This is a genomic window from Clostridioides sp. ES-W-0016-02, assembly GCF_020641035.1.
Taxonomy (GTDB): Bacteria; Bacillota; Clostridia; order Peptostreptococcales; family Peptostreptococcaceae; genus Clostridioides.
Genome location: NZ_CP061361.1, coordinates 98,272 through 117,776 on the forward strand (window position 1 = coordinate 98,272; position 19,505 = coordinate 117,776).

Consider the following 19,505-nt stretch of genomic DNA (forward strand, 5'->3'; position numbering starts at 1 on the left):
AAAATAGTAAAGTGTGTTGTTTAAAAGTACACTAAGGGCTTATATGAGCTCTTAGTGACTTTTAAATGGCAATAAACAAGAACTAAAAGCATCAAGCTAGAAAAATGCTAATATCACATATTCATGTGTTATAGACATTAAATTGTAAGTAACAAATGTTACAATCAGTCAGTATGAGTATTCATATTGATGTAGTTGGCGGTCACTGATAAGATCGAAAATTTGGAAGGAGGTGCAGATGATGCCAACAATTAACCAATTAGTTCGTAAAAGTAGAAAAGCAGTTGAAAAGAAATCTACTGCTCCAGCATTACAAAAAGGTTACAACTCTTTAAACAAGAAAGTAACTGACGCTAGTGCTCCACAAAAAAGAGGGGTTTGTACTTCAGTAAAAACAGTTACTCCTAAGAAACCTAACTCAGCTTTAAGAAAAGTTGCCAGAGTTAGATTAACTAATGGTATAGAAGTTTCTGCTTATATACCAGGAGAAGGACATAACTTACAAGAGCATAGTGTTGTTCTTATAAGAGGCGGAAGAGTAAAAGACCTTCCAGGGGTTAGATACCATATACTAAGAGGTACTTTAGATACAGCAGGTGTTGATAAGAGAAGACAATCAAGATCTAAGTATGGTGCTAAGAAACCTAAGGACGCTAAAAAATAAAAACAATTAATGATTGATTATAGTTCGGTGCTTTAAATATATAGATATTTATGGCATCACGGCATTAAATAATTTATGTCGAGTACCTATGATTTAAGTTAAATAATTAAGGAGGGAAGCGAAATGCCAAGAAAAGGTAATGTTCCAAAGAGAGAAGTTTTACCAGATCCTATGTATGGGAGTAAGGTAGTTACTAAATTAATAAATAATTTAATGGTAGACGGAAAAAAAGGAAAGTCTCAAACAATAGTTTATGATGCTTTCACAGTTATTGCTGAAAAAACAGGAGAAGATGCTTTAGAAGTATTTAATAAGGCAATGGATAATATAATGCCTGTTTTAGAAGTAAAAGCAAGAAGAGTTGGTGGGGCAAACTACCAAGTACCAATCGAAGTTAGACCTGAAAGAAGACAAACATTAGGTTTAAGATGGTTAGTAAAATACACTAGAGCTCGTGGAGAAAAAGGAATGGTTGATAAATTAGCTAAAGAAATAATGGACGCAGCTAACAACACAGGAGCTTCAGTTAAGAAAAAAGAAGATACTCATAAAATGGCAGAAGCTAATAAAGCATTTGCTCATTATAGATGGTAGGATATATAGATATCTTATAAAATTGAGGATATCATAAGGAGGATAACCATGGCTAGAAAGTTTCCTTTGGAAAGAACTAGGAATATAGGAATCATGGCTCATATAGATGCAGGGAAAACTACTACTACAGAAAGAATCCTGTTTTATACTGGGCAAACTCATAAGATAGGAGAAACTCATGAAGGGGCTTCTCAAATGGACTGGATGGAGCAAGAAAAGGAAAGAGGTATAACAATAACTTCTGCCGCTACTACTGCTTCATGGAAAGACCATAGAATAAATATAATAGATACTCCTGGACACGTGGACTTCACAGTTGAAGTTGAAAGATCTCTAAGAGTTCTTGACGGTTCAGTTGCTGTATTCTGTGCAAAAGGTGGGGTTGAACCTCAATCTGAGAATGTATGGAGACAAGCTGAAACTTATGGAGTACCTAGAATAGCTTTTGTAAATAAAATGGATATATTAGGAGCAGATTTCTACAATGTTGTAAGCATGATGAAATCTAGATTAAATTCTAATGCAGTTCCTATGCAATTACCAATAGGTAAAGAAGATTCATTTATAGGTATAATAGACTTATTAAAAATGGATGCTGTTATATACAAAGACGACTTAGGTGTTGAAATGGAAGAAACAGACATACCAGAAGATATGAAAGAATTAGCTACAGAGTGGAGAGAAAAATTAGTTGAAGCAGTAGCTGAAACTGACGAAGAGTTAATGATGAAATATCTTGAAGGTGAAGAACCTACTATAGATGAACTAAAAGTTGCTATAAGAAAAGCTACTATAGCGTGTGAGATGAACCCAGTTTTCTGTGGTACAGCTTATAGAAACAAAGGTGTTCAGTTAGTAATAGATGCAGTTTTAGATTACTTACCAGCACCAACTGATATAGCAGCTATAAAAGGTATATTGGAAGATGGAGAGGAAGCTGAAAGACATTCTTCTGATGAAGAGCCATTCTCTGCATTAGCATTCAAAATAATGACTGACCCATTTGTTGGAAAACTAGCGTTCTTCAGAGTTTACTCTGGAACATTAGAATCTGGTTCTTATGTTTTAAATGCAACTAAGAATAAGAGAGAAAGAATTGGTCGTATACTACAAATGCATGCCAATACAAGAGAAGAAATAACTAAAGTTTATGCTGGAGATATAGCAGCAGCAGTAGGATTAAAAGATACTACTACTGGAGACACATTATGTGATCCTGCTAATCCAATAATACTTGAATCTATGGAATTCCCTGAGCCAGTTATATCTGTTGCTATAGAACCAAGTTCTAAAGCAGCTCAAGAAAAAATGGGTATAGCTCTTCAAAAATTAGCTGAAGAAGACCCAACTTTCACAGTTAAAACTGACCAAGAAACAGGACAAACTATAATATCTGGTATGGGTGAATTACACTTAGAGATAATAGTAGATAGATTATTAAGAGAATTTAAAGTAGAAGCTAAAGTTGGTGCTCCACAAGTTGCATATAGAGAAACTATAACTCAACCAGTTGATGTTGAATACAAGTACTCTAAGCAATCAGGTGGTAGAGGACAATATGGTCACGTTAAGATTAGAGTTGCTCCTCAAGAGCCAGGTGAAGGATACAAATTCACAAACAAAACTGTTGGTGGATCTGTACCAAAAGAATATGTTGGTCCAGTTGACATGGGTATACAAGGAGCTATGCAATCTGGTATAGTTGCTGGATATCCAGTTGTAGACGTTGCTGTTGAGTTATATGATGGTTCTTACCATGAAGTTGACTCTTCTGAAATGGCGTTCAAGATGGCTGGTTCAATGGCATTCAAAGATGCTATGAAGAAAGGTAATGCAGTTCTTTTAGAGCCTTACTTTAAAGTAGAAGTTGTTACTCCAGAAGATTATATGGGAGATGTTATGGGTGACTTAAACTCAAGAAGAGGATTAATCCAAGGAATGGAAGCAAGAAGTGGTGCACAAGTTATAAATGCATTTGTTCCACTTTCAGAAATGTTTGGATACTCTACAGACCTAAGATCTTCAACTCAAGGTCGTGCAACTTATACAATGATATTCGATCACTATGAACAAGTTCCAGCTTCAGTTGCTAAAAAGATAGCTGAAGGAAAATAATTTAAAAATTAATTAATAATATAAATATAAAAAATAATCAGCAAGACGAGACTTGTCTCGTCTTGCACAAGATAAAGGGAGGAAATTCAAAATGGCTAAAGCTAAATACGAAAGAACAAAACCTCATGTTAATATAGGGACAATAGGACACGTTGACCACGGTAAAACTACATTAACAGCAGCAATAACAAAAACATTATATGACAGATACCAATTAGGAGAAGCAGTAGATTTCGCAAACATAGATAAAGCTCCAGAAGAAAGAGAAAGAGGAATCACAATATCAACAGCACACGTTGAGTATGAAACTCCAAACAGACACTACGCACACGTTGACTGCCCAGGACATGCTGACTACGTTAAGAACATGATAACAGGAGCAGCACAAATGGACGGAGCAATATTAGTTTGTTCAGCAACAGATGGACCAATGCCACAAACAAGAGAGCATATACTATTATCAAGACAAGTTGGAGTACCATATATAGTAGTATTCTTAAACAAATGTGACATGGTAGATGATGAAGAGTTATTAGAACTAGTAGAAATGGAAGTAAGAGATTTATTAACAGAATATGATTTCCCAGGAGATGATACTCCAATAGTAAGAGGATCAGCATTAATGGCATTAGAAGATCCAAAGAGTGAGTGGGGAAATAAAATAGTAGAATTATTCGAGCAAATAGATGAATATATACCAGCACCAGAAAGAGATACTGACAAACCATTCTTAATGCCAGTAGAAGACGTATTCTCAATCACAGGAAGAGGAACAGTTGCAACAGGAAGAGTGGAAAGAGGAGTATTAAAAGTACAAGACGAAGTAGAATTAGTAGGATTAACAGAAGCACCAAGAAAAGTAGTAGTAACAGGAGTAGAAATGTTCAGAAAATTATTAGACCAAGCACAAGCAGGGGATAATATAGGAGCATTATTAAGAGGAGTACAAAGAAACGAAATAGAAAGAGGACAAGTACTAGCAAAGACTGGATCAGTAAAAGCACACACAAAATTTACTGCAGAAGTATATGTACTTAAAAAAGAAGAAGGTGGAAGACATACACCATTCTTTGATGGATATAGACCACAATTCTATTTCAGAACAACAGATGTAACAGGAGCTTGTAAGTTACCAGATGGAATAGAAATGGTAATGCCTGGAGATAACGTAACAATGGAAGTAGACTTAATAAATTCAATAGTTGTAGAAGAAGGATTAAGATTCTCAATAAGAGAAGGTGGAAGAACAGTAGCTTCAGGAGTTGTTGCTACAATAATCGAATAATCTTTTACTAAGCTAATTGATTTCATATAAAAAAAGAGGGGGTTTAACCTCTCTTTTTTGTTTTTTGTTGACAAGTAGCAATAAAGCATATATACTAAACTAGTGCCTTGAGATAGATTCATAATCAAGTTTAAGGTTATAATGTTGTAAGAGAAAATAAAATTGAAAAAAACATAAAAAAAACTTGAAAAAATGTAACAGATGATATAAAATATAATAGTGTGCTTGAGAGATTAAGAAAATAAGAATTAAATCCTAGTGAAATACGAACTGATGTCGATTTGAAAGTTACAACACACCCGGAGCAGTGTATCGGTATTAGTTGTACGCAACTTGAAAATTAAACACGTGATAAAGGAGGGAAAACAAAATGGCTAAGAATGAAAAAATAAGAATAAGATTAAAATCATATGATCACAAATTATTAGATTTTTCAGCAGGTAAAATAGTTGAAACTGCTAAAAAGGCTGGATCACAAGTTTCAGGACCTGTGCCTCTACCAACAGAAAAACAAATTGTAACTATATTAAGAGCCGTACATAAGTACAAAGACTCTAGAGAACAATTTGAAATAAGAACTCATAAAAGACTAATCGACATAGCTAATCCAACACCTAAAACAGTTGACTCATTAATGAGATTAGACTTACCAGCAGGTGTAGATATAGAAATAAAATTATAAGAACCCCTAAGATATTATCCTATAGGTAACTATCTTAGAATGATTACTTCTAAAATGATGTAATCCGCTGTAAGAATTATAGGAGGTGCTAATATGAATGGAATATTAGGAAAAAAAGTTGGTATGACTCAAATATTCACTGATAAAGGTGTAGTTATACCTGTAACAGCTGTTGAAGCAGGACCTATGGTCGTTACTCAAATAAAAACAGTTGATAAAGATGGATACAATGCTATACAAATAGGTTTTGAAGATGCTAAAGAAAAATCTTTAAACAAGCCTAAAAAAGGACACTTAGCTGCTGCTAATGTTTTAAAGAAACATTTAAAAGAGTTTAGAGTAGATTCTGTAGAAGGATACACAGTTGGACAAGAAATAAAAGCTGATGTATTTGAAGCAGGTGCAAAAATAGATGTTACTGGAATAAGTAAAGGTAAGGGATTCCAAGGTCCAATAAAAAGACATGGACAAAGTAGAGGTCCTGAATCTCACGGTTCTAGATACCACAGAAGACCAGGTTCAATGGGAGCTTGTTCTTACCCAGGTAGAGTATTTAAAAACAAAAAATTAGCTGGACACATGGGAAGCGTAAAGGTAACAGTTCAAAACTTAGAGGTTGTGAAAGTAGATGCTGATAAGAACCTTATATTAGTTAAGGGAGCTATACCAGGAGCTAAAGGTTCAGTAGTAACTATAAAAGAAGCTGTAAAGGTTTCTAAATAATGACTAACCTAGAGAAAGGAGGAATAACAATGCCAAAATTAAATGTACTAAATGTTAGTGGACAAAACGTTGGAGAAATAGAATTATCAGATTCTATATTTGGCGTAGAAGTTAATGGACATGTTTTATATGAAGTTGTAAAAAATCAATTAGCAAATAAGAGACAAGGAACTCAATCTGCTAAGACTAGAGCAGAAGTTAGAGGTGGCGGAAGAAAACCTTGGAAACAAAAAGGAACAGGTAGAGCAAGACAAGGTTCTACAAGATCTGTACAATGGGTAGGTGGAGGAGTTGCTTTTGCACCTAAACCAAGAAGTTACAAATATACATTACCTAAGAAGGTAAGAAGATTAGCTATGAAGAGTGCTTTATCTTCAAAAATACAAAATAGTGAAGTTATAGTATTAGATGCATTAAACATGGATGCTCCTAAAACTAAAGAATTCGCTCAAATATTAAATAATATAAATGCTGCTAAAAAAGCTTTAGTAGTTATAGCTGATAAAAATGATAATGTAATAAAATCAGCTAGAAATATAGAAGGTGTTCAAACTGCATTAGTTAATACTATGAATGTATATGATATATTAAAATATGATTCATTTATAATAACTACAGATGCTGTTAAAAAAGTGGAGGAGGTGTACGCATAATGACTAATCCACATGATGTAATAATAAGACCAGTTGTAACTGAGCACAGTATGGCTGAAATGGGTGAAAAAAAATACACTTTTGTTGTGGCTAAAGATGCGAACAAAACTGAAATAAAAAAAGCAGTAGAAAAAGTATTCGGAGTTAGTGTTGATAAAGTAAATACTTTAAACTACGATGGAAAAGTTAAAAGAATGGGTAGAACTCAAGGAAGAACAGCAAGCTTTAAGAAAGCAGTAGTTAAATTAACTGCTGATAGTAAAGAAATAGAATTCTTCCAAGGAATGTAATATTATAACAAACGAAGGAGGGAAAACAGATGGCTATAAAAAAGTTTAGACCAACTTCTCCTGCCTTAAGACAAATGACAGTTTTAGTTTCTGAGGAAATAACATGTAACCAACCAGAAAGATCTCTTTTAGTTAACTTAAAGAAAAATGCTGGTAGAAACGTACATGGTAGAATAACTGTTCGTCATAGAGGTGGAGGACAAAAAAGAAAATATAGAATAATAGATTTTAAAAGAGATAAAGATGGTATACCTGCTAAGGTTGCTACTATAGAATATGATCCAAACAGAACTGCAAATATTGCATTATTAAACTATGCTGATGGAGAAAAAAGATATATATTAGCTCCAGTTGGAATCAACGTTGGAGATACTATCTTATCAGGATTAGGTGCTGATATAAAACCAGGAAACTGTTTAGCATTAAAAGATATGCCAGTTGGTACTATCATTCATAATATAGAATTAAAGCCAGGAAAAGGAGCTCAATTAGTTAGATCTGCTGGAGTTTCTGCACAATTAATGGCTAAAGAAGGAAAAAATGCTTTATTAAGATTACCATCAGGTGAAATGAGATTAGTAAGCATAAACTGTAAAGCTACTATAGGACAAGTTGGAAATATAGAGCACGGTAACGTAGTTATTGGTAAAGCAGGTAGAAAAAGACATATGGGAATAAGACCTACTGTAAGAGGTTCTGTAATGAACCCTAATGACCATCCACACGGTGGAGGGGAAGGTAGATCTCCAATAGGTAGACCATCTCCTGTTACTCCATGGGGTAAACCAGCTCTTGGATACAAAACTAGAAAGAAAAACAAAGCTTCAAATAAGTTAATAGTATCAAGAAGAACTAAGTAGTAAATTTATTTTTGCTCGGAAAGGAGGAATATAAATGTCAAGATCAACTAAAAAAGGACCTTTTGTCCATGCAAGACTTTTAAAGAAAATAGAAGCTATGAATGCTAGCGGAAATAAAGAAGTTATAAAAACTTGGTCAAGATCTTCAACTGTATTTCCACAAATGGTAGAAAACACTATAGCTGTTCATGATGGAAGAAAACATGTTCCAGTATATATAACAGAAGATATGGTTGGACACAAATTAGGTGAGTTCGTTCCTACTAGAACTTTCAAAGGACATAAGGATGACGAAAAATCTAATAAGAGAAAATAATTAAATTATGACTAAGAAAGGAGGAATAACAATGGAAGCAAAAGCTACTGCTAAATATGTACGTGTATCACCAAGAAAAGCAGGCCAAATCTGTGACCTTGTTAGAGGAAAGAATGTTGATGAAGCATTAGCGATATTAAAGTTCACTCCAAGAGGAGCAGCTTCAATAATAGCTAAAGTTGTAAAGTCAGCTAAAGCTAACGCAGAAAACAATCACGAAATGGATACTGAAAAATTATATATAGCATCAATAGTTGCTAATCAAGGGCCAACAATGAAGAGATTCATGCCTAGAGCTATGGGTCGTGCAACTACAATAAGAAAAAGAACTTCTCATATAGAGGTTGTTGTGAAAGAAAAAAAATAATTAATAGATAGGAGGGAAAGTAATGGGTCAAAAGGTTAATCCACACGGCTTAAGGGTCGGTGTTATAAAAGATTGGGACTCAAGATGGTTCGCTACTGATAAAAAAGAGTTCGGAAACTTATTATTAGAAGACCATAATATACGTAAATTCTTAAAGAAAAGATTATACTCAGCTGGAGTTGCTAGAATAGAAATAGAAAGATCAGCTAATAAAATAAAAATGGACTTACATGTTGCTAAGCCAGGAGTAGTTATAGGAAGAGCTGGTGCTGGAATCGAAGCATTAAAAGTTGAATTAGAAAAAATGACAAAGAAAAGTATAATAGTTAACATAGTAGAAGTAAGAAGTACAGATAAAAATGCTCAATTAGTAGCTGAAAATATAGCTTTAGCTATAGAAAGAAGGGTTGCTTTCAGAAGAGCAATGAAACAAGCTATACAAAGAGCAATGAAATCTGGTGCTAAAGGGATAAAAGTTTCTGCTTCAGGAAGATTAGGTGGAGCTGAAATGGCTAGAACTGAAGGTTATAGTGAAGGAAATGTGCCACTACAAACTTTAAGAGCAGATATAGATTATGGTTTCGCTGAAGCTGATACTACTTATGGAAAAATAGGTATAAAAGTTTGGATATGTAATGGTGAAGTTTTACCAACTAGAGATGGTGTAAATCCAAGAGAAGAAAGCAGAAAGAGCGACAGAAGAGACAACAAGAGAGATAACAGAAGAAACGATAGAAGAGGAAATGATAGAAGAGGAAACGATAACAGAGGAAACTACAGAGGACAAAAACCTCAAGGTGGACAAAGACCTCAAGGTGGATCAAGACCTCAAAGAACTGAAAACAAAGGAAATTAATAATAGTTAGGTTCAAGGAAGGAGGAAAAATACTCATGTTAATGCCAAAAAGAGTAAAGCGTCGTAGAGTTCATAGAGGAAGTATGGCTGGGCAAGCTCATAAAGGTAACAAAGTTACTTATGGTGAGTTTGGATTAGTAGCTTTAGAAGCTTCTTGGATAACTTCTAATCAAATAGAAGCTGCCAGAATCGCGATGACTAGATATATAAAAAGAGGGGGAAAGGTTTGGATAAAAATATTCCCTCATAAACCAGTAACAAGAAAACCAGCAGAAACTCGTATGGGTGCAGGGAAAGGTTCTCCAGAATATTGGGTAGCTGTAGTTAAGCCAGGAAGAGTTATGTTTGAATTAGCAGGTGTTTCTGAAGATAAAGCAAGAGAAGCTATGAGACTTGCTGCACATAAATTACCAATCAAATGTAAATTTGTTAAAAAAGAAGATTTAGAAGTAAAGGGTGGTGAATAGGATGAAAGCTAAAGAATTAAGAGATTTAACAAGCGAAGAGCTAATGAACAAATTAAACGACTTCAAAAGTGAATTATTTAGCTTAAGATTCCAATTAGCTACTGGTCAATTAGAAAATACAGCTAGAATAAAGTTTGTTAAGAAGGATATAGCAAAAGTTAAAACTGTTCTTGCTGAAAGAAAGTTATACGAAACTAGAGCTTAATTTGGAAAGGAGGCTTTTTAAACATGGAAAGAGGAAGAAGAAAAGTTAGAATAGGCCGTGTTGTTAGTGATAAGATGGATAAAACAATAGTAGTAGCTGTTGAAGAGTTCGTACGTCATCCACTATATAATAAACGTGTTAAGAGAACTAAGAAATTTAAGGCTCATGATGAAAAGAATATATGTAACATCGGAGATAGAGTTAAAATAATGGAAACTAGACCTTTATCTAAAGATAAGAGATTCAGACTAGTTGAAGTTGTTGAGAAAGTTAAGTAGTTTTTGAAGAAGGAGGGATTACGATATGATACAACAAGAATCACGTCTAAGAGTTGCTGATAACTCAGGAGCTAAAGAACTTTTATGTATACGTGTTCTAGGCGGAAGTAAAAGAAGATATGGTAACATAGGCGACGTTATAGTTGCTACTGTTAAAAGTGCAACACCTGGTGGAGTTGTAAAAAAAGGTAAGGTTGTTAAAGCTGTTATAGTAAGAAGCAAACAAGGCGTAAGACGTAATGACGGAAGCTATATATCTTTTGATGAAAATGCTGCTGTTATAATAAAGGACGATAAAACTCCAGTAGGAACTCGTATATTCGGGCCTGTTGCTAGAGAGTTAAGAGACAATGAATTCATGAAAATAGTTTCTCTTGCTCCAGAAGTACTATAATTAAGGAGGTGCAATAGGACATGATGCGTGTTAAAAAAGGTGACACTGTTGTAGTTATAGCAGGTAAAGATAAAGGTAAAAAAGGTTCAGTTTTAAAGGTATACCCTAAAGCTGATAAAGTATTAGTTGAAGGTGTAAACGTAATAACTAAACATCAAAAACCAAGTGCTATGAACCAACAAGGTGGAATAATAAACAAAGAAGCCCCAATACACATATCTAATGTAATGCCATTTGATCCTGAAACAGGAAAAGGCGTTAGAGTAAGATATGAAGTAAAAGATGGCACAAAAGTAAGAGTATCAGCAAAGAGCGGAAAAGAATTATAATAAATATTGCTTGAAAGGAGGGACCTTAAATGGCTTCTAGATTACAAGAAAAATACATGAAAGAAGTTGCTCCTGCTTTAATGGAGAAATTTGGATATAAAAACGTAATGGAGATACCTAAGTTAAACAAAATAGTTATTAACATGGGTATAGGTGACGCTAGAGAAAATCCAAAAGGATTAGAAAAAGGCGTTGAAGAATTAGAAATAATATCAGGACAAAAGCCTGTTATAACTAAAGCTAGAAAATCTGTTGCTAACTTCAAACTAAGAGAAGGAATGCCAATAGGAACAAAAGTTACATTAAGAGCTGACAAAATGTTCTACTTTATGGACAAATTAGTATCAGTTTCTTTACCAAGAGTTAGAGACTTTAGAGGTGTTAACCCTAATGCTTTTGATGGTAGAGGAAACTATGCTTTAGGAGTTAAAGAACAATTAATATTCCCTGAAATAGAATATGATAAAATTGATAAAGTAAGAGGAATGGATATAATATTCGTTACTACAGCAAAAACTGACGAAGAAGCTCGTGAATTATTAAAATTATTAGGAATGCCATTTTCTAAGTAAGCAAAGGAGGGATTCCCGTGGCTAGAAAAGCGATGGTTGTTAAACAACAAAGAAAGCAAAAGTACGCTACTAGAGAATACACTAGATGTACTATATGCGGAAGACCGCATTCAGTTTTGAAAAAATTTGGTATATGCCGTATATGCTTTAGAGAATTAGCTTATAAAGGTCAAATACCTGGTGTTAGAAAAGCAAGCTGGTAGAAGCTTGATTAGAATGGAAGGAGGGCTACAAAATGACAATGACAGATCCAATTGCAGATATGCTTACTCGTATAAGAAATGCTAATGTTGTTAAGCATGAAACTGTAGATGTTCCAGCTTCTAATATGAAGAAAGAGTTAGCTAGAATCTTATTAGAAGAAGGTTTCATAAGAGGTTATGATGTTATAGAAGATGGAAAACAAGGTATCATAAGAATACAATTAAAGTACGGACAAGAAGGCGAAAGAGTTATCACAGGTCTTAAGAAAATATCTAAGCCTGGAATGAGAGTTTACGCTGCTAACCACGAAATACCAAAAGTATTAAATGGATTAGGAATATCAGTAATATCTACTTCAAAAGGAATATTAACTGACAAGCAAGCTAGAAAAGAAAATGTTGGTGGAGAAGTAATCTGCTACGTTTGGTAATTAATATGAACAATGTAAGGAGGTGCGACCATGTCAAGAATAGGTGTTAAGCCAATAATAATACCAGCAGGTGTTGAAGTTACTATAGCTGAAGGAAATTTAGTTACAGTAAAAGGTCCAAAGGGAACTTTAACTAAACAATTAAGTGCTGAGTTAAATATAAAAAAAGAAGAAAATACAATAATGGTTGAAAGACCAACTGATAATAAAAAACACAGATCTTTACACGGATTAACTAGAACTTTATTAGATAATATGGTTGTAGGTGTAAATACTGGTTTCGAAAAGAAATTAGAACTAAAAGGTGTTGGATACAGAGCTCAAAAACAAGGAAAAAAATTAGTTATGAACTTAGGTTTCTCTCATCCAGTTGAAATGGAAGATCCAGAAGGAATAACTGTTGAAGCTCCAAACCAAACTGAGTTAATAGTAAAAGGTATAGACAAGCAATTAGTAGGAAACTATGCTGCTAAAATAAGAGCTTGGAGAAAGCCAGAGCCATACAAAGGTAAAGGTATAAAATACGTTGATGAAGTAATCAGACGTAAAGAAGGAAAAACTGGTAAAAAATAATACCAAAACTTAAACGCTAGAAAGGAGTGAGCTAGGTGTTAAAAAAGGCTGATAAAAATGCTAATAGACTTCAAAGACATAAGAGAGTTCGTAGAAAAATAAGCGGTACTGCTCAAAGACCAAGATTATGTGTATTTAGAAGTGCTAACAATATATATGCTCAAATAATAGATGACACAAACAGAGTAACTCTAGTTGCTGCATCTTCTTTAGAAGCAGAAGTTAAGAGTGCTGTTAATCATACAGGAAATAAGGAAGCAGCTAAGAAAGTTGGAGAATTAGTTGCTAAAAAAGCTGTTGAAAAAGGAATCACTGAAGTTGTATTTGACAGAGGTGGATACTTATATCATGGAAGAATTCAAGAATTAGCTGAAAGTGCTAGAGAAGCTGGTCTTAAGTTCTAATACGAAGGAGGGAAAAATACATGCTACGTCGTAAGCCGATAGATGCAGGACAACTTGACTTACAAGAAAAAGTTGTTGAAGTAAGACGTGTTACTAAGGTTGTAAAAGGTGGTAGAAACTTCAGATTTGCAGCGTTAGTAGTTGTTGGAGATGAAAACGGACACGTTGGTATAGGTGCTGGGAAAGCAATGGAAGTACCAGATGCTATAAAAAAAGCAGTTGAAGATGCTAAGAAAAATCTAATAGTAGTGCCAATGGTTGGGACTACAATTCCTCACGAAGTACGCGGACACTTTGGTGCTGGAAATATATTAATAATGCCTGCTGTAGAAGGTACAGGAGTAATAGCTGGGGGACCTGCTAGAGCCGTACTTGAGTTAGCTGGACTAAAAGACGTTAGAGCTAAATCTTTAGGATCTAACAATCCAAGAAATATGGTAAATGCTACAATAGAAGGACTTAATTCTCTAAAAACAGTTGAAGATATAGCTAAACTTAGAGGTAAAAAAGTTGAAGAACTTCTAGGGTAAGGAGGTAGTGTAAAATGGCTAAATTACAAATAAAATTAGTTAGAAGTGTTATAGGAACTACTCCTAACCAAAAAAAGAATGTTGAAGCGTTAGGATTAAGAAAAAGAGAACAAGTTATTGTAAAAGAAGACAATGCTCAAGTAAGAGGTATGATAAAAAAAGTAAGTCATTTATTAGAAGTAACTGAAATAGCTGAATAATTTTTAAAAAGTAGTGCAAGGAGGTGCAATCCATGAAGTTACATGAGTTAAAACCTGCTGAAGGTGCAGTAAGAGCTAAGAGAAGATTAGGTAGAGGTACTGCAACTGGACAAGGTAAAACTGCAGGACGTGGACAAAAAGGTCAATGGTCTCGTTCTGGTGGTGGAGTAAGAGTAGGGTTCGAAGGTGGACAAATGCCACTAGCTAGAAGACTTCCTAAGAGAGGTTTCAATAACATATTTAAGAAAGTTTACACAGAAGTTAATGTTGAAGTTTTAAACAGATTTGAAAATGGAACAGAAATAACTGCAGAATTATTAAAATCTACTAAAACTATAAGCAAAATAGGTAAAGATGGAATTAAAATCTTAGGTGAAGGTAATTTAGAAAAAGCTTTAACTGTTAAAGCTGCTAAATTTACAGCTTCAGCTCAAGAAAAAATAGAAAAAGCTGGTGGAAAAGCAGAGTTAGTATAATAACCTGCTAATCTCCTAGCCAGTACAGGCGGGGTGAATTAGCGTGCTGTCAAAATTAAAACAAGCTTGGAAGATTAAAGCAGTAAGAAAAAAAGTAATGTATACACTTATGATGATCGTGATATTCAGAATAGGTACTACAATACCAGTTCCAGGTATAGACACTAGTATTATACAAAAGATGGTAGGCGGCAATAGTCTACTTTCTCTGTATAATATGTTTACTGGTGGAGCATTTAGTAACTTTTCACTATTTGCTTTGGGTATAAGTCCATATATTACTGCATCAATCATAATACAGCTTCTAACAGTAGGTTTTGAAAGTTTAGCAGAACTTCAAAAATCTGGTGAAGAAGGAAAGAAAAAAATCAATAAGTACACTAAATATACAGCACTAGCTCTAGCAGTTGTACAAGCTTTGGGAATTACATTAGGAATTGTAAGAAGTGCTTTAATATCAAATAGTGTGTTTTTTATCACAACTGTTGTAATAACATTAGTTTCAGCAAGTATGTTAGTAATGTGGATTGGGGACAAAATTACCGAAAAAGGAATTGGTAATGGTAGTTCAGTAATAATATTTGCAGGTATTATATCAAGAATACCAACAGATGTTATTAAAATCGCACAACAAGTTAAATCTGGTCAAGTTGCACCCTGGGTAATAATACTTCTAATTGTAGTTATATTACTTACAGTTACAGGGGTTACATTTATACAAGAAGCGACTAGAAAGATACCTGTACAATATGCTAAAAGAGTTGTTGGAAGAAAAATGTATGGAGGACAAAGTTCTCATATACCAATGAAAGTTAACCAATCAGGAGTTATGCCTATAATTTTTGCTAGTTCACTTTTAGCTTTTCCACAAACAATAGCTATGTTTATGGGGGCAGATGCTCAAGCTTTTGTTCAAAAATACTTAAGTATGGCAACAGAACAAGGATTTTGGACATACAGATCAATTGAAATTCTACTTATAATTTTCTTCTCATATTTTTATACAACTGTATCATTCAATACAGAAGATATATCTAAAAATATGAAAAATAATGGTGGATTTATACCAGGTATTAGACCAGGTGAACCTACTATGGATTATTTAAATAGAATCTTAACAAGATTAACTTTAGCTGGAGCTACTTTCTTAGCAATAATTGCTATGGTACCAGCTCTTACAACACATTATATGAATGTCAATATGAGTCTAGCTGGAACTTCATTGCTAATCGTTGTTGGGGTTGCTTTGGAGCTTAAGAGACAGTTAGAGTCAAACTTAGTTATGAGAAGCTATCAAGGTTTCTTAAAATAAAATGGAGATGGATAATATGAGAATAATATTACTTGGACCTCCAGGTGCTGGTAAAGGTACTCAGGCGGCAGGAATAGTAGAAAAATACAATATACCTCATATATCAACAGGAGATATATTCAGAAAGAATATAAAAGAGGGAACAGAACTTGGAAAAAAAGCTAAAGAATACATGGACCAAGGTTTATTAGTACCAGATGAGTTAACTGTAGGTTTAGTTACTGATAGAATATCTCAAGAAGACTGTAAAAATGGATTTATGTTAGATGGATTTCCAAGAAATGTAGCACAAGGTGAGCATTTAGATGTATTCTTAAAAAATGCTGGTATAGTACTGGATAAAGTTGTCAATATTGAAGTTGATAAGAGCATATTAGTATCTAGAGCAGTTGGTAGAAGAATATGCAAGTCTTGTGGAGCTACTTATCATGTTGAGTTTAATCCTCCTAAAGTAAAAGGTGTATGTGATGTATGCCAAGGAGAATTGTATCAAAGAGCTGATGATAATGAAGAAACTGTATCTAAGAGAATACAAGTTTATCTAGATGAAACTAAGCCTTTAGTAGATTATTATAGCAAACAAGGTATAATAGCTGATATAAAAGGTGACCAAGCAATAGATAAAGTATTTGAAGATATTGTTGCAGCTTTAGGAAGTGGAAAATAAATGATTATCTTGAAATCAAAGAAAGAAATAGAACTTTTAAGAGAAGCAGGCAAAATTGTTGCTGATACTCATGAAGTTTTAAGAAAAGCTATTTCTCCGGGAATATCTACTTTAGAATTAGATAAAATAGCTGAAGAGAATATAAGAAAATACAATGCTGAACCTTCTTTTAAAGGATATGGAGGTTTTCCAGGAAGTATATGTGCTTCTATCAATAGAGAAGTTGTACATGGAATTCCAGGTGAGACTCTATTAAAGGAAGGAGACATTGTAAGCTTAGATATAGGAGCCTATTATAAAGGATATCATGGTGATTCTGCGAAAACTCATGGAGTAGGCATGATATCTGAAGAAGATAGGAAATTAATAGAAGTAACTAGAGAAAGCTTCTATGAAGGAATAAAATTTGCTAAATTAGGATATAGACTTTCGGATATCTCACACGCAGTACAAACACACGTTGAGAAACATGGTTTCTCAGTAGTTAGGGATTTGGTAGGACATGGAGTTGGAGCAAATCTTCATGAAGATCCACAGGTACCTAATTATGGACTCCCAGGAAAAGGACCAAGACTTAGAGAAGGAATGGTTATTGCTATAGAGCCAATGGTTAATGCAGGTCGTTATCATGTAAAGACTCTATCAGATGGGTGGACGACTGTTACAATAGATGGAAAAAAATCAGCTCATTATGAGCATACGATAGCAATTACTGAACATGAACCTTTGATATTGACAAAGTTGTAAATTAAGAAGTAGGTGAAAAAAGTGCTATCAGATAATTTAAGTATAGGTCAAGTTGTTAAGGTTTCATTAGGTCGAGATCAAGGAAATTTATTTTTCGTAGTCAAGATAATTAATAATGAATATGTATTAATAGCTGATGGAAAGAAAAGAAAACTTGACAAACCTAAGTTAAAGAAAGTTAAGCACTTAAAAAAATATAATTTTATTAATGATGAAGTTAGAAAAAGAGTAGTATCTGGACAAGAGATTACAGATTCTTTTTTAAGAGCTGAACTTACTAAGTTAAATTAGATAATTTAACTTATTGAAATGGAGGGCTGGTTAGTTAATGGCCAAAAAAGATGTTATAGAATTAGAAGGTACAGTTTCAGAAGCTTTACCTAATGCTATGTTTAAAGTTAAACTAGAAAATGGACATGAGATATTATGCCACATTTCTGGAAAGCTAAGAATGAACTTCATAAGAATTCTTGAAGGTGATAAGGTGAATGTTGAACTTTCTCCATATGACCTTACAAGAGGAAGAATCACTTGGCGTAAGAAGTAGACTATCTTGATATTTAGTCTAAGGAGGGATTAATAATGAAAGTTAGACCATCAGTAAAACCAATATGTGAAAAATGCAAAGTAATAAAAAGAAAAGGAAAAGTAATGGTTATCTGTGAAAATCCAAAGCATAAGCAAAAACAAGGATAAGAAATTATTACTAGTATTTTGTTAAATTTTATAGTATAATACTATATTGTGATGTTAACAAAAGAACGTTAAAATCGTTGAACAATCTGACGTAGGATTGATATATGATATGAAGTTTTAAACACTAAAAACTATGTGTAGGAGGTGCGATCATGGCAAGAATAGCTGGGGTAGATTTACCTAGAGAAAAAAGAGCGGAGATAGGCTTAACTTATATATATGGTATAGGTAAAGCAACTGCTAACGAAATATTAGCTAAAGCTGAGATAAATCCAGATACAAGAATAAAAGATTTATCAGAAGATCAAGTTAATGAGTTAAGAAAAGTTATAGATGACGATTTCTTAGTTGAAGGTGACTTAAGAAGAGAAATTGCTTTAAACATAAAGAGATTAAGAGATATAAAATGTTATAGAGGAATTAGACATGGTAAAGGTCTTCCATTAAGAGGACAAAGAACTAAAACTAATGCTAGAACTAGAAAAGGTCCTAGAAAAACAGTATCTCGTAAAAAGAAAAAATAATTAAATAATAATTAGATGAAGGAGGGAAAAGGAAAATGGCTAAACCAAAAAAGAAAGTTACACGTGTTAGAAGAAGAGAACGTAAAAATATAGAACGTGGTCATGCTCATATACAGTCAACTTTCAACAATACAATAATAACTTTAACTGACGTTCATGGAAATGCTATATCTTGGGCAAGTTCAGGACAATTAGGATTCAAAGGGTCAAGAAAATCAACTCCATTTGCATCTCAAATGGCTGCTGAAACAGCTGCAAAAGCTGCGATGGAACACGGATTAAAAAGTGTTGAGGTATTCGTAAAGGGGCCAGGTTCAGGAAGAGAAGCTGCTATAAGAGCTTTACAAGCAACTGGACTAGAAGTAACTATGATAAAAGATGTTACTCCAATCCCACATAACGGATGTAGACCACCAAAGAGAAGAAGAGTGTAATTAATAAGAGTACAAATAGGAGGTGTAGATAAATGGCAAGATATACAGGTGCATCATGTAGACAATGCCGTAGAGAGGGAATGAAATTATTCCTTAAAGGTGATAGATGTTATACAGATAAATGTGCTATAGTTAAAAGAAACTATGCTCCAGGTCAACATGGCCAAGGGAGAAAGAAAGTTTCTAACTATGGATTACAATTAAGAGAAAAACAAAAAGTTAAAAGAATATATGGAGTTTTAGAAACTCAATTTAGAAACTTATACGAACGTGCTGAAAACATGCCTGGAAAATCAGGTGAGAATTTATTAAGTTTATTAGAGAGAAGATTAGACAATGTAGTTTACAGAATGGGACTAGCATCTTCTAGAAAAGAAGCTAGACAATTAGTAACTCATGGTCATTTCACTTTAAATGGAAATAAAGTAGATATAGCTTCATTAACAGTTAAAGTTGGAGATGTGATAGAAGTTAAAGAAAAATCAAGATCTTCTGCAAAATTCAAAAATTTAGTAGAAGTTAACTCAAGAATAGCTCCTAAATGGTTAGAAGCTAATGTAGAAGGAATGACAGCAAAAGTAGTTGGTGTTCCAACAAGAGAAGATATAGATCTTGAAATAGCAGAGCACTTAATCATAGAACTTTACTCTAAATAATA

Annotated in this window: 34 protein-coding genes; all 34 read left to right on the forward strand. The window is 33.7% G+C overall.

All coding sequences use genetic code 11. From position 1 onward, the window contains the following. Positions 1-241 precede the first annotated feature (241 nt). The 34 genes from rpsL to rpsD all read left to right on the forward strand — a co-directional run bounded on the left by rpsL (position 242) and on the right by rpsD (position 19,503). Positions 242-664 (forward strand): 30S ribosomal protein S12, encoded by a 423-nt coding sequence (rpsL, locus tag IC758_RS00630; RefSeq protein ID WP_227437039.1) that lies wholly within the window; start codon positions 242-244, stop codon positions 662-664. A gap of 123 nt (positions 665-787) precedes the next feature. Then, the gene (gene rpsG, locus IC758_RS00635) at positions 788-1,258 is read left to right on the forward strand and encodes a 30S ribosomal protein S7 (RefSeq protein ID WP_227437037.1); all 471 of its coding nucleotides are present in this window, start codon (positions 788-790) and stop codon (positions 1,256-1,258) included. Between the two features lie 48 nt (positions 1,259-1,306). Continuing rightward, on the forward strand, positions 1,307-3,373 hold the full coding sequence (fusA, locus tag IC758_RS00640; RefSeq protein WP_227437035.1) for an elongation factor G: 2,067 nt from the start codon (positions 1,307-1,309) through the stop codon (positions 3,371-3,373). Between the two features lie 91 nt (positions 3,374-3,464). Further along, positions 3,465-4,658 carry an elongation factor Tu gene (gene tuf / locus IC758_RS00645; protein WP_227437055.1) on the forward strand — a complete coding sequence of 398 codons (1,194 nt, stop codon included), beginning with the start codon at positions 3,465-3,467 and terminating at the stop codon, positions 4,656-4,658. A gap of 370 nt (positions 4,659-5,028) precedes the next feature. Next, entirely contained in the window at positions 5,029-5,340 is a 312-nt protein-coding gene (rpsJ, locus tag IC758_RS00650; protein ID WP_054268679.1) for a 30S ribosomal protein S10, read from the forward strand. A gap of 93 nt (positions 5,341-5,433) precedes the next feature. Continuing rightward, the gene (rplC, locus tag IC758_RS00655; protein WP_227437029.1) at positions 5,434-6,063 is read left to right on the forward strand and encodes a 50S ribosomal protein L3; all 630 of its coding nucleotides are present in this window, start codon (positions 5,434-5,436) and stop codon (positions 6,061-6,063) included. 29 nt (positions 6,064-6,092) lie between these two features. Beyond that, the gene (gene rplD / locus IC758_RS00660) at positions 6,093-6,716 is read left to right on the forward strand and encodes a 50S ribosomal protein L4 (protein WP_227437028.1); all 624 of its coding nucleotides are present in this window, start codon (positions 6,093-6,095) and stop codon (positions 6,714-6,716) included. Next, complete coding sequence (gene rplW / locus IC758_RS00665; protein ID WP_003421170.1) at positions 6,716-7,006, forward strand: 50S ribosomal protein L23; 291 nt, start codon at positions 6,716-6,718, stop codon at positions 7,004-7,006. Before rplD ends, rplW begins: the two co-directional genes overlap by 1 nt. A gap of 29 nt (positions 7,007-7,035) precedes the next feature. After that, positions 7,036-7,866 (forward strand): 50S ribosomal protein L2, encoded by an 831-nt coding sequence (rplB, locus tag IC758_RS00670; RefSeq protein ID WP_227437027.1) that lies wholly within the window; start codon positions 7,036-7,038, stop codon positions 7,864-7,866. A gap of 34 nt (positions 7,867-7,900) precedes the next feature. Further along, positions 7,901-8,182 (forward strand): 30S ribosomal protein S19, encoded by a 282-nt coding sequence (gene rpsS / locus IC758_RS00675; protein ID WP_003421166.1) that lies wholly within the window; start codon positions 7,901-7,903, stop codon positions 8,180-8,182. A gap of 31 nt (positions 8,183-8,213) precedes the next feature. After that, the gene (gene rplV, locus IC758_RS00680; protein ID WP_009887891.1) at positions 8,214-8,549 is read left to right on the forward strand and encodes a 50S ribosomal protein L22; all 336 of its coding nucleotides are present in this window, start codon (positions 8,214-8,216) and stop codon (positions 8,547-8,549) included. 22 nt (positions 8,550-8,571) lie between these two features. Next, positions 8,572-9,405, forward strand: a complete 834-nt coding sequence (gene rpsC / locus IC758_RS00685; protein WP_227483637.1) for a 30S ribosomal protein S3 — start codon at positions 8,572-8,574, stop codon at positions 9,403-9,405. A 35-nt stretch (positions 9,406-9,440) separates the two neighbouring features. Next, the gene (rplP, locus tag IC758_RS00690; protein WP_003421160.1) at positions 9,441-9,872 is read left to right on the forward strand and encodes a 50S ribosomal protein L16; all 432 of its coding nucleotides are present in this window, start codon (positions 9,441-9,443) and stop codon (positions 9,870-9,872) included. A gap of 1 nt (position 9,873) precedes the next feature. After that, on the forward strand, positions 9,874-10,077 hold the full coding sequence (rpmC, locus tag IC758_RS00695) for a 50S ribosomal protein L29 (RefSeq protein ID WP_003421158.1): 204 nt from the start codon (positions 9,874-9,876) through the stop codon (positions 10,075-10,077). Between the two features lie 23 nt (positions 10,078-10,100). After that, positions 10,101-10,355, forward strand: a complete 255-nt coding sequence (rpsQ, locus tag IC758_RS00700; protein WP_003421156.1) for a 30S ribosomal protein S17 — start codon at positions 10,101-10,103, stop codon at positions 10,353-10,355. A gap of 25 nt (positions 10,356-10,380) precedes the next feature. Then, positions 10,381-10,749, forward strand: a complete 369-nt coding sequence (gene rplN, locus IC758_RS00705; RefSeq protein ID WP_003421155.1) for a 50S ribosomal protein L14 — start codon at positions 10,381-10,383, stop codon at positions 10,747-10,749. Between the two features lie 23 nt (positions 10,750-10,772). Beyond that, positions 10,773-11,078: a 50S ribosomal protein L24 gene (gene rplX / locus IC758_RS00710; protein WP_227437031.1), complete on the forward strand. Its 306-nt coding sequence runs from the start codon at positions 10,773-10,775 to the stop codon at positions 11,076-11,078. Positions 11,079-11,107: 29 nt separating this feature from the next. Further along, positions 11,108-11,650, forward strand: coding sequence for a 50S ribosomal protein L5 (gene rplE / locus IC758_RS00715; protein ID WP_003421151.1), 543 nt, complete (start codon positions 11,108-11,110; stop codon positions 11,648-11,650). A gap of 17 nt (positions 11,651-11,667) precedes the next feature. After that, positions 11,668-11,853 carry a type Z 30S ribosomal protein S14 gene (locus tag IC758_RS00720; protein ID WP_003421149.1) on the forward strand — a complete coding sequence of 62 codons (186 nt, stop codon included), beginning with the start codon at positions 11,668-11,670 and terminating at the stop codon, positions 11,851-11,853. Between the two features lie 32 nt (positions 11,854-11,885). Next, complete coding sequence (rpsH, locus tag IC758_RS00725; RefSeq protein WP_003421148.1) at positions 11,886-12,284, forward strand: 30S ribosomal protein S8; 399 nt, start codon at positions 11,886-11,888, stop codon at positions 12,282-12,284. Between the two features lie 30 nt (positions 12,285-12,314). Beyond that, positions 12,315-12,857, forward strand: a complete 543-nt coding sequence (gene rplF, locus IC758_RS00730; protein WP_003435668.1) for a 50S ribosomal protein L6 — start codon at positions 12,315-12,317, stop codon at positions 12,855-12,857. 35 nt (positions 12,858-12,892) lie between these two features. After that, a complete protein-coding gene (rplR, locus tag IC758_RS00735; RefSeq protein ID WP_227437023.1) occupies positions 12,893-13,261 on the forward strand; it encodes a 50S ribosomal protein L18 in 369 nt (122 codons plus the stop codon). 20 nt (positions 13,262-13,281) lie between these two features. Beyond that, the gene (gene rpsE, locus IC758_RS00740) at positions 13,282-13,791 is read left to right on the forward strand and encodes a 30S ribosomal protein S5 (RefSeq protein WP_227437021.1); all 510 of its coding nucleotides are present in this window, start codon (positions 13,282-13,284) and stop codon (positions 13,789-13,791) included. Between the two features lie 14 nt (positions 13,792-13,805). Further along, complete coding sequence (rpmD, locus tag IC758_RS00745) at positions 13,806-13,991, forward strand: 50S ribosomal protein L30 (RefSeq protein WP_227437019.1); 186 nt, start codon at positions 13,806-13,808, stop codon at positions 13,989-13,991. A 32-nt stretch (positions 13,992-14,023) separates the two neighbouring features. Beyond that, positions 14,024-14,467: a 50S ribosomal protein L15 gene (gene rplO, locus IC758_RS00750; RefSeq protein WP_003421135.1), complete on the forward strand. Its 444-nt coding sequence runs from the start codon at positions 14,024-14,026 to the stop codon at positions 14,465-14,467. A 43-nt stretch (positions 14,468-14,510) separates the two neighbouring features. After that, positions 14,511-15,779, forward strand: a complete 1,269-nt coding sequence (secY, locus tag IC758_RS00755; protein ID WP_227437017.1) for a preprotein translocase subunit SecY — start codon at positions 14,511-14,513, stop codon at positions 15,777-15,779. A 16-nt stretch (positions 15,780-15,795) separates the two neighbouring features. After that, positions 15,796-16,446, forward strand: a complete 651-nt coding sequence (locus IC758_RS00760) for an adenylate kinase (protein WP_227437015.1) — start codon at positions 15,796-15,798, stop codon at positions 16,444-16,446. Next, the gene (map, locus tag IC758_RS00765) at positions 16,447-17,193 is read left to right on the forward strand and encodes a type I methionyl aminopeptidase (protein ID WP_227437013.1); all 747 of its coding nucleotides are present in this window, start codon (positions 16,447-16,449) and stop codon (positions 17,191-17,193) included. A gap of 21 nt (positions 17,194-17,214) precedes the next feature. Then, entirely contained in the window at positions 17,215-17,484 is a 270-nt protein-coding gene (locus IC758_RS00770) for a KOW domain-containing protein (protein ID WP_227437012.1), read from the forward strand. 37 nt (positions 17,485-17,521) lie between these two features. After that, positions 17,522-17,740 carry a translation initiation factor IF-1 gene (gene infA / locus IC758_RS00775; protein ID WP_003421127.1) on the forward strand — a complete coding sequence of 73 codons (219 nt, stop codon included), beginning with the start codon at positions 17,522-17,524 and terminating at the stop codon, positions 17,738-17,740. 35 nt (positions 17,741-17,775) lie between these two features. Beyond that, the gene (gene rpmJ, locus IC758_RS00780) at positions 17,776-17,889 is read left to right on the forward strand and encodes a 50S ribosomal protein L36 (RefSeq protein ID WP_002509257.1); all 114 of its coding nucleotides are present in this window, start codon (positions 17,776-17,778) and stop codon (positions 17,887-17,889) included. A 152-nt stretch (positions 17,890-18,041) separates the two neighbouring features. Continuing rightward, positions 18,042-18,413 carry a 30S ribosomal protein S13 gene (gene rpsM / locus IC758_RS00785; protein WP_227437009.1) on the forward strand — a complete coding sequence of 124 codons (372 nt, stop codon included), beginning with the start codon at positions 18,042-18,044 and terminating at the stop codon, positions 18,411-18,413. A 35-nt stretch (positions 18,414-18,448) separates the two neighbouring features. Further along, complete coding sequence (gene rpsK / locus IC758_RS00790; protein WP_227437007.1) at positions 18,449-18,847, forward strand: 30S ribosomal protein S11; 399 nt, start codon at positions 18,449-18,451, stop codon at positions 18,845-18,847. A 32-nt stretch (positions 18,848-18,879) separates the two neighbouring features. Next, positions 18,880-19,503: a 30S ribosomal protein S4 gene (gene rpsD, locus IC758_RS00795; RefSeq protein ID WP_227437005.1), complete on the forward strand. Its 624-nt coding sequence runs from the start codon at positions 18,880-18,882 to the stop codon at positions 19,501-19,503. Positions 19,504-19,505 lie beyond the last annotated feature (2 nt).

Coding starts and splice junctions, on each gene's coding strand:
- rplO (WP_003421135.1), top strand. CDS start 14,024: ATGAAGTTACATGAGTTAAAACCTGCTGAAGGTGCAGTAAGAGCTAAG.
- rpsL (WP_227437039.1), top strand. CDS start 242: ATGCCAACAATTAACCAATTAGTTCGTAAAAGTAGAAAAGCAGTTGAA.
- fusA (WP_227437035.1), top strand. CDS start 1,307: ATGGCTAGAAAGTTTCCTTTGGAAAGAACTAGGAATATAGGAATCATG.
- rplX (WP_227437031.1), top strand. CDS start 10,773: ATGCGTGTTAAAAAAGGTGACACTGTTGTAGTTATAGCAGGTAAAGAT.
- IC758_RS00760 (WP_227437015.1), top strand. CDS start 15,796: ATGAGAATAATATTACTTGGACCTCCAGGTGCTGGTAAAGGTACTCAG.
- tuf (WP_227437055.1), top strand. CDS start 3,465: ATGGCTAAAGCTAAATACGAAAGAACAAAACCTCATGTTAATATAGGG.
- rplC (WP_227437029.1), top strand. CDS start 5,434: ATGAATGGAATATTAGGAAAAAAAGTTGGTATGACTCAAATATTCACT.
- rplF (WP_003435668.1), top strand. CDS start 12,315: ATGTCAAGAATAGGTGTTAAGCCAATAATAATACCAGCAGGTGTTGAA.
- rpmD (WP_227437019.1), top strand. CDS start 13,806: ATGGCTAAATTACAAATAAAATTAGTTAGAAGTGTTATAGGAACTACT.
- rplN (WP_003421155.1), top strand. CDS start 10,381: ATGATACAACAAGAATCACGTCTAAGAGTTGCTGATAACTCAGGAGCT.
- rpsJ (WP_054268679.1), top strand. CDS start 5,029: ATGGCTAAGAATGAAAAAATAAGAATAAGATTAAAATCATATGATCAC.
- rplE (WP_003421151.1), top strand. CDS start 11,108: ATGGCTTCTAGATTACAAGAAAAATACATGAAAGAAGTTGCTCCTGCT.
- rpsQ (WP_003421156.1), top strand. CDS start 10,101: ATGGAAAGAGGAAGAAGAAAAGTTAGAATAGGCCGTGTTGTTAGTGAT.
- rplP (WP_003421160.1), top strand. CDS start 9,441: ATGTTAATGCCAAAAAGAGTAAAGCGTCGTAGAGTTCATAGAGGAAGT.
- rplW (WP_003421170.1), top strand. CDS start 6,716: ATGACTAATCCACATGATGTAATAATAAGACCAGTTGTAACTGAGCAC.
- rplV (WP_009887891.1), top strand. CDS start 8,214: ATGGAAGCAAAAGCTACTGCTAAATATGTACGTGTATCACCAAGAAAA.
- rpmC (WP_003421158.1), top strand. CDS start 9,874: ATGAAAGCTAAAGAATTAAGAGATTTAACAAGCGAAGAGCTAATGAAC.
- rpsS (WP_003421166.1), top strand. CDS start 7,901: ATGTCAAGATCAACTAAAAAAGGACCTTTTGTCCATGCAAGACTTTTA.
- rpsE (WP_227437021.1), top strand. CDS start 13,282: ATGCTACGTCGTAAGCCGATAGATGCAGGACAACTTGACTTACAAGAA.
- rpmJ (WP_002509257.1), top strand. CDS start 17,776: ATGAAAGTTAGACCATCAGTAAAACCAATATGTGAAAAATGCAAAGTA.
- rpsD (WP_227437005.1), top strand. CDS start 18,880: ATGGCAAGATATACAGGTGCATCATGTAGACAATGCCGTAGAGAGGGA.
- rplB (WP_227437027.1), top strand. CDS start 7,036: ATGGCTATAAAAAAGTTTAGACCAACTTCTCCTGCCTTAAGACAAATG.
- rplD (WP_227437028.1), top strand. CDS start 6,093: ATGCCAAAATTAAATGTACTAAATGTTAGTGGACAAAACGTTGGAGAA.
- rpsC (WP_227483637.1), top strand. CDS start 8,572: ATGGGTCAAAAGGTTAATCCACACGGCTTAAGGGTCGGTGTTATAAAA.
- rpsH (WP_003421148.1), top strand. CDS start 11,886: ATGACAATGACAGATCCAATTGCAGATATGCTTACTCGTATAAGAAAT.
- rpsG (WP_227437037.1), top strand. CDS start 788: ATGCCAAGAAAAGGTAATGTTCCAAAGAGAGAAGTTTTACCAGATCCT.
- map (WP_227437013.1), top strand. CDS start 16,447: ATGATTATCTTGAAATCAAAGAAAGAAATAGAACTTTTAAGAGAAGCA.
- infA (WP_003421127.1), top strand. CDS start 17,522: ATGGCCAAAAAAGATGTTATAGAATTAGAAGGTACAGTTTCAGAAGCT.
- rpsK (WP_227437007.1), top strand. CDS start 18,449: ATGGCTAAACCAAAAAAGAAAGTTACACGTGTTAGAAGAAGAGAACGT.
- rpsM (WP_227437009.1), top strand. CDS start 18,042: ATGGCAAGAATAGCTGGGGTAGATTTACCTAGAGAAAAAAGAGCGGAG.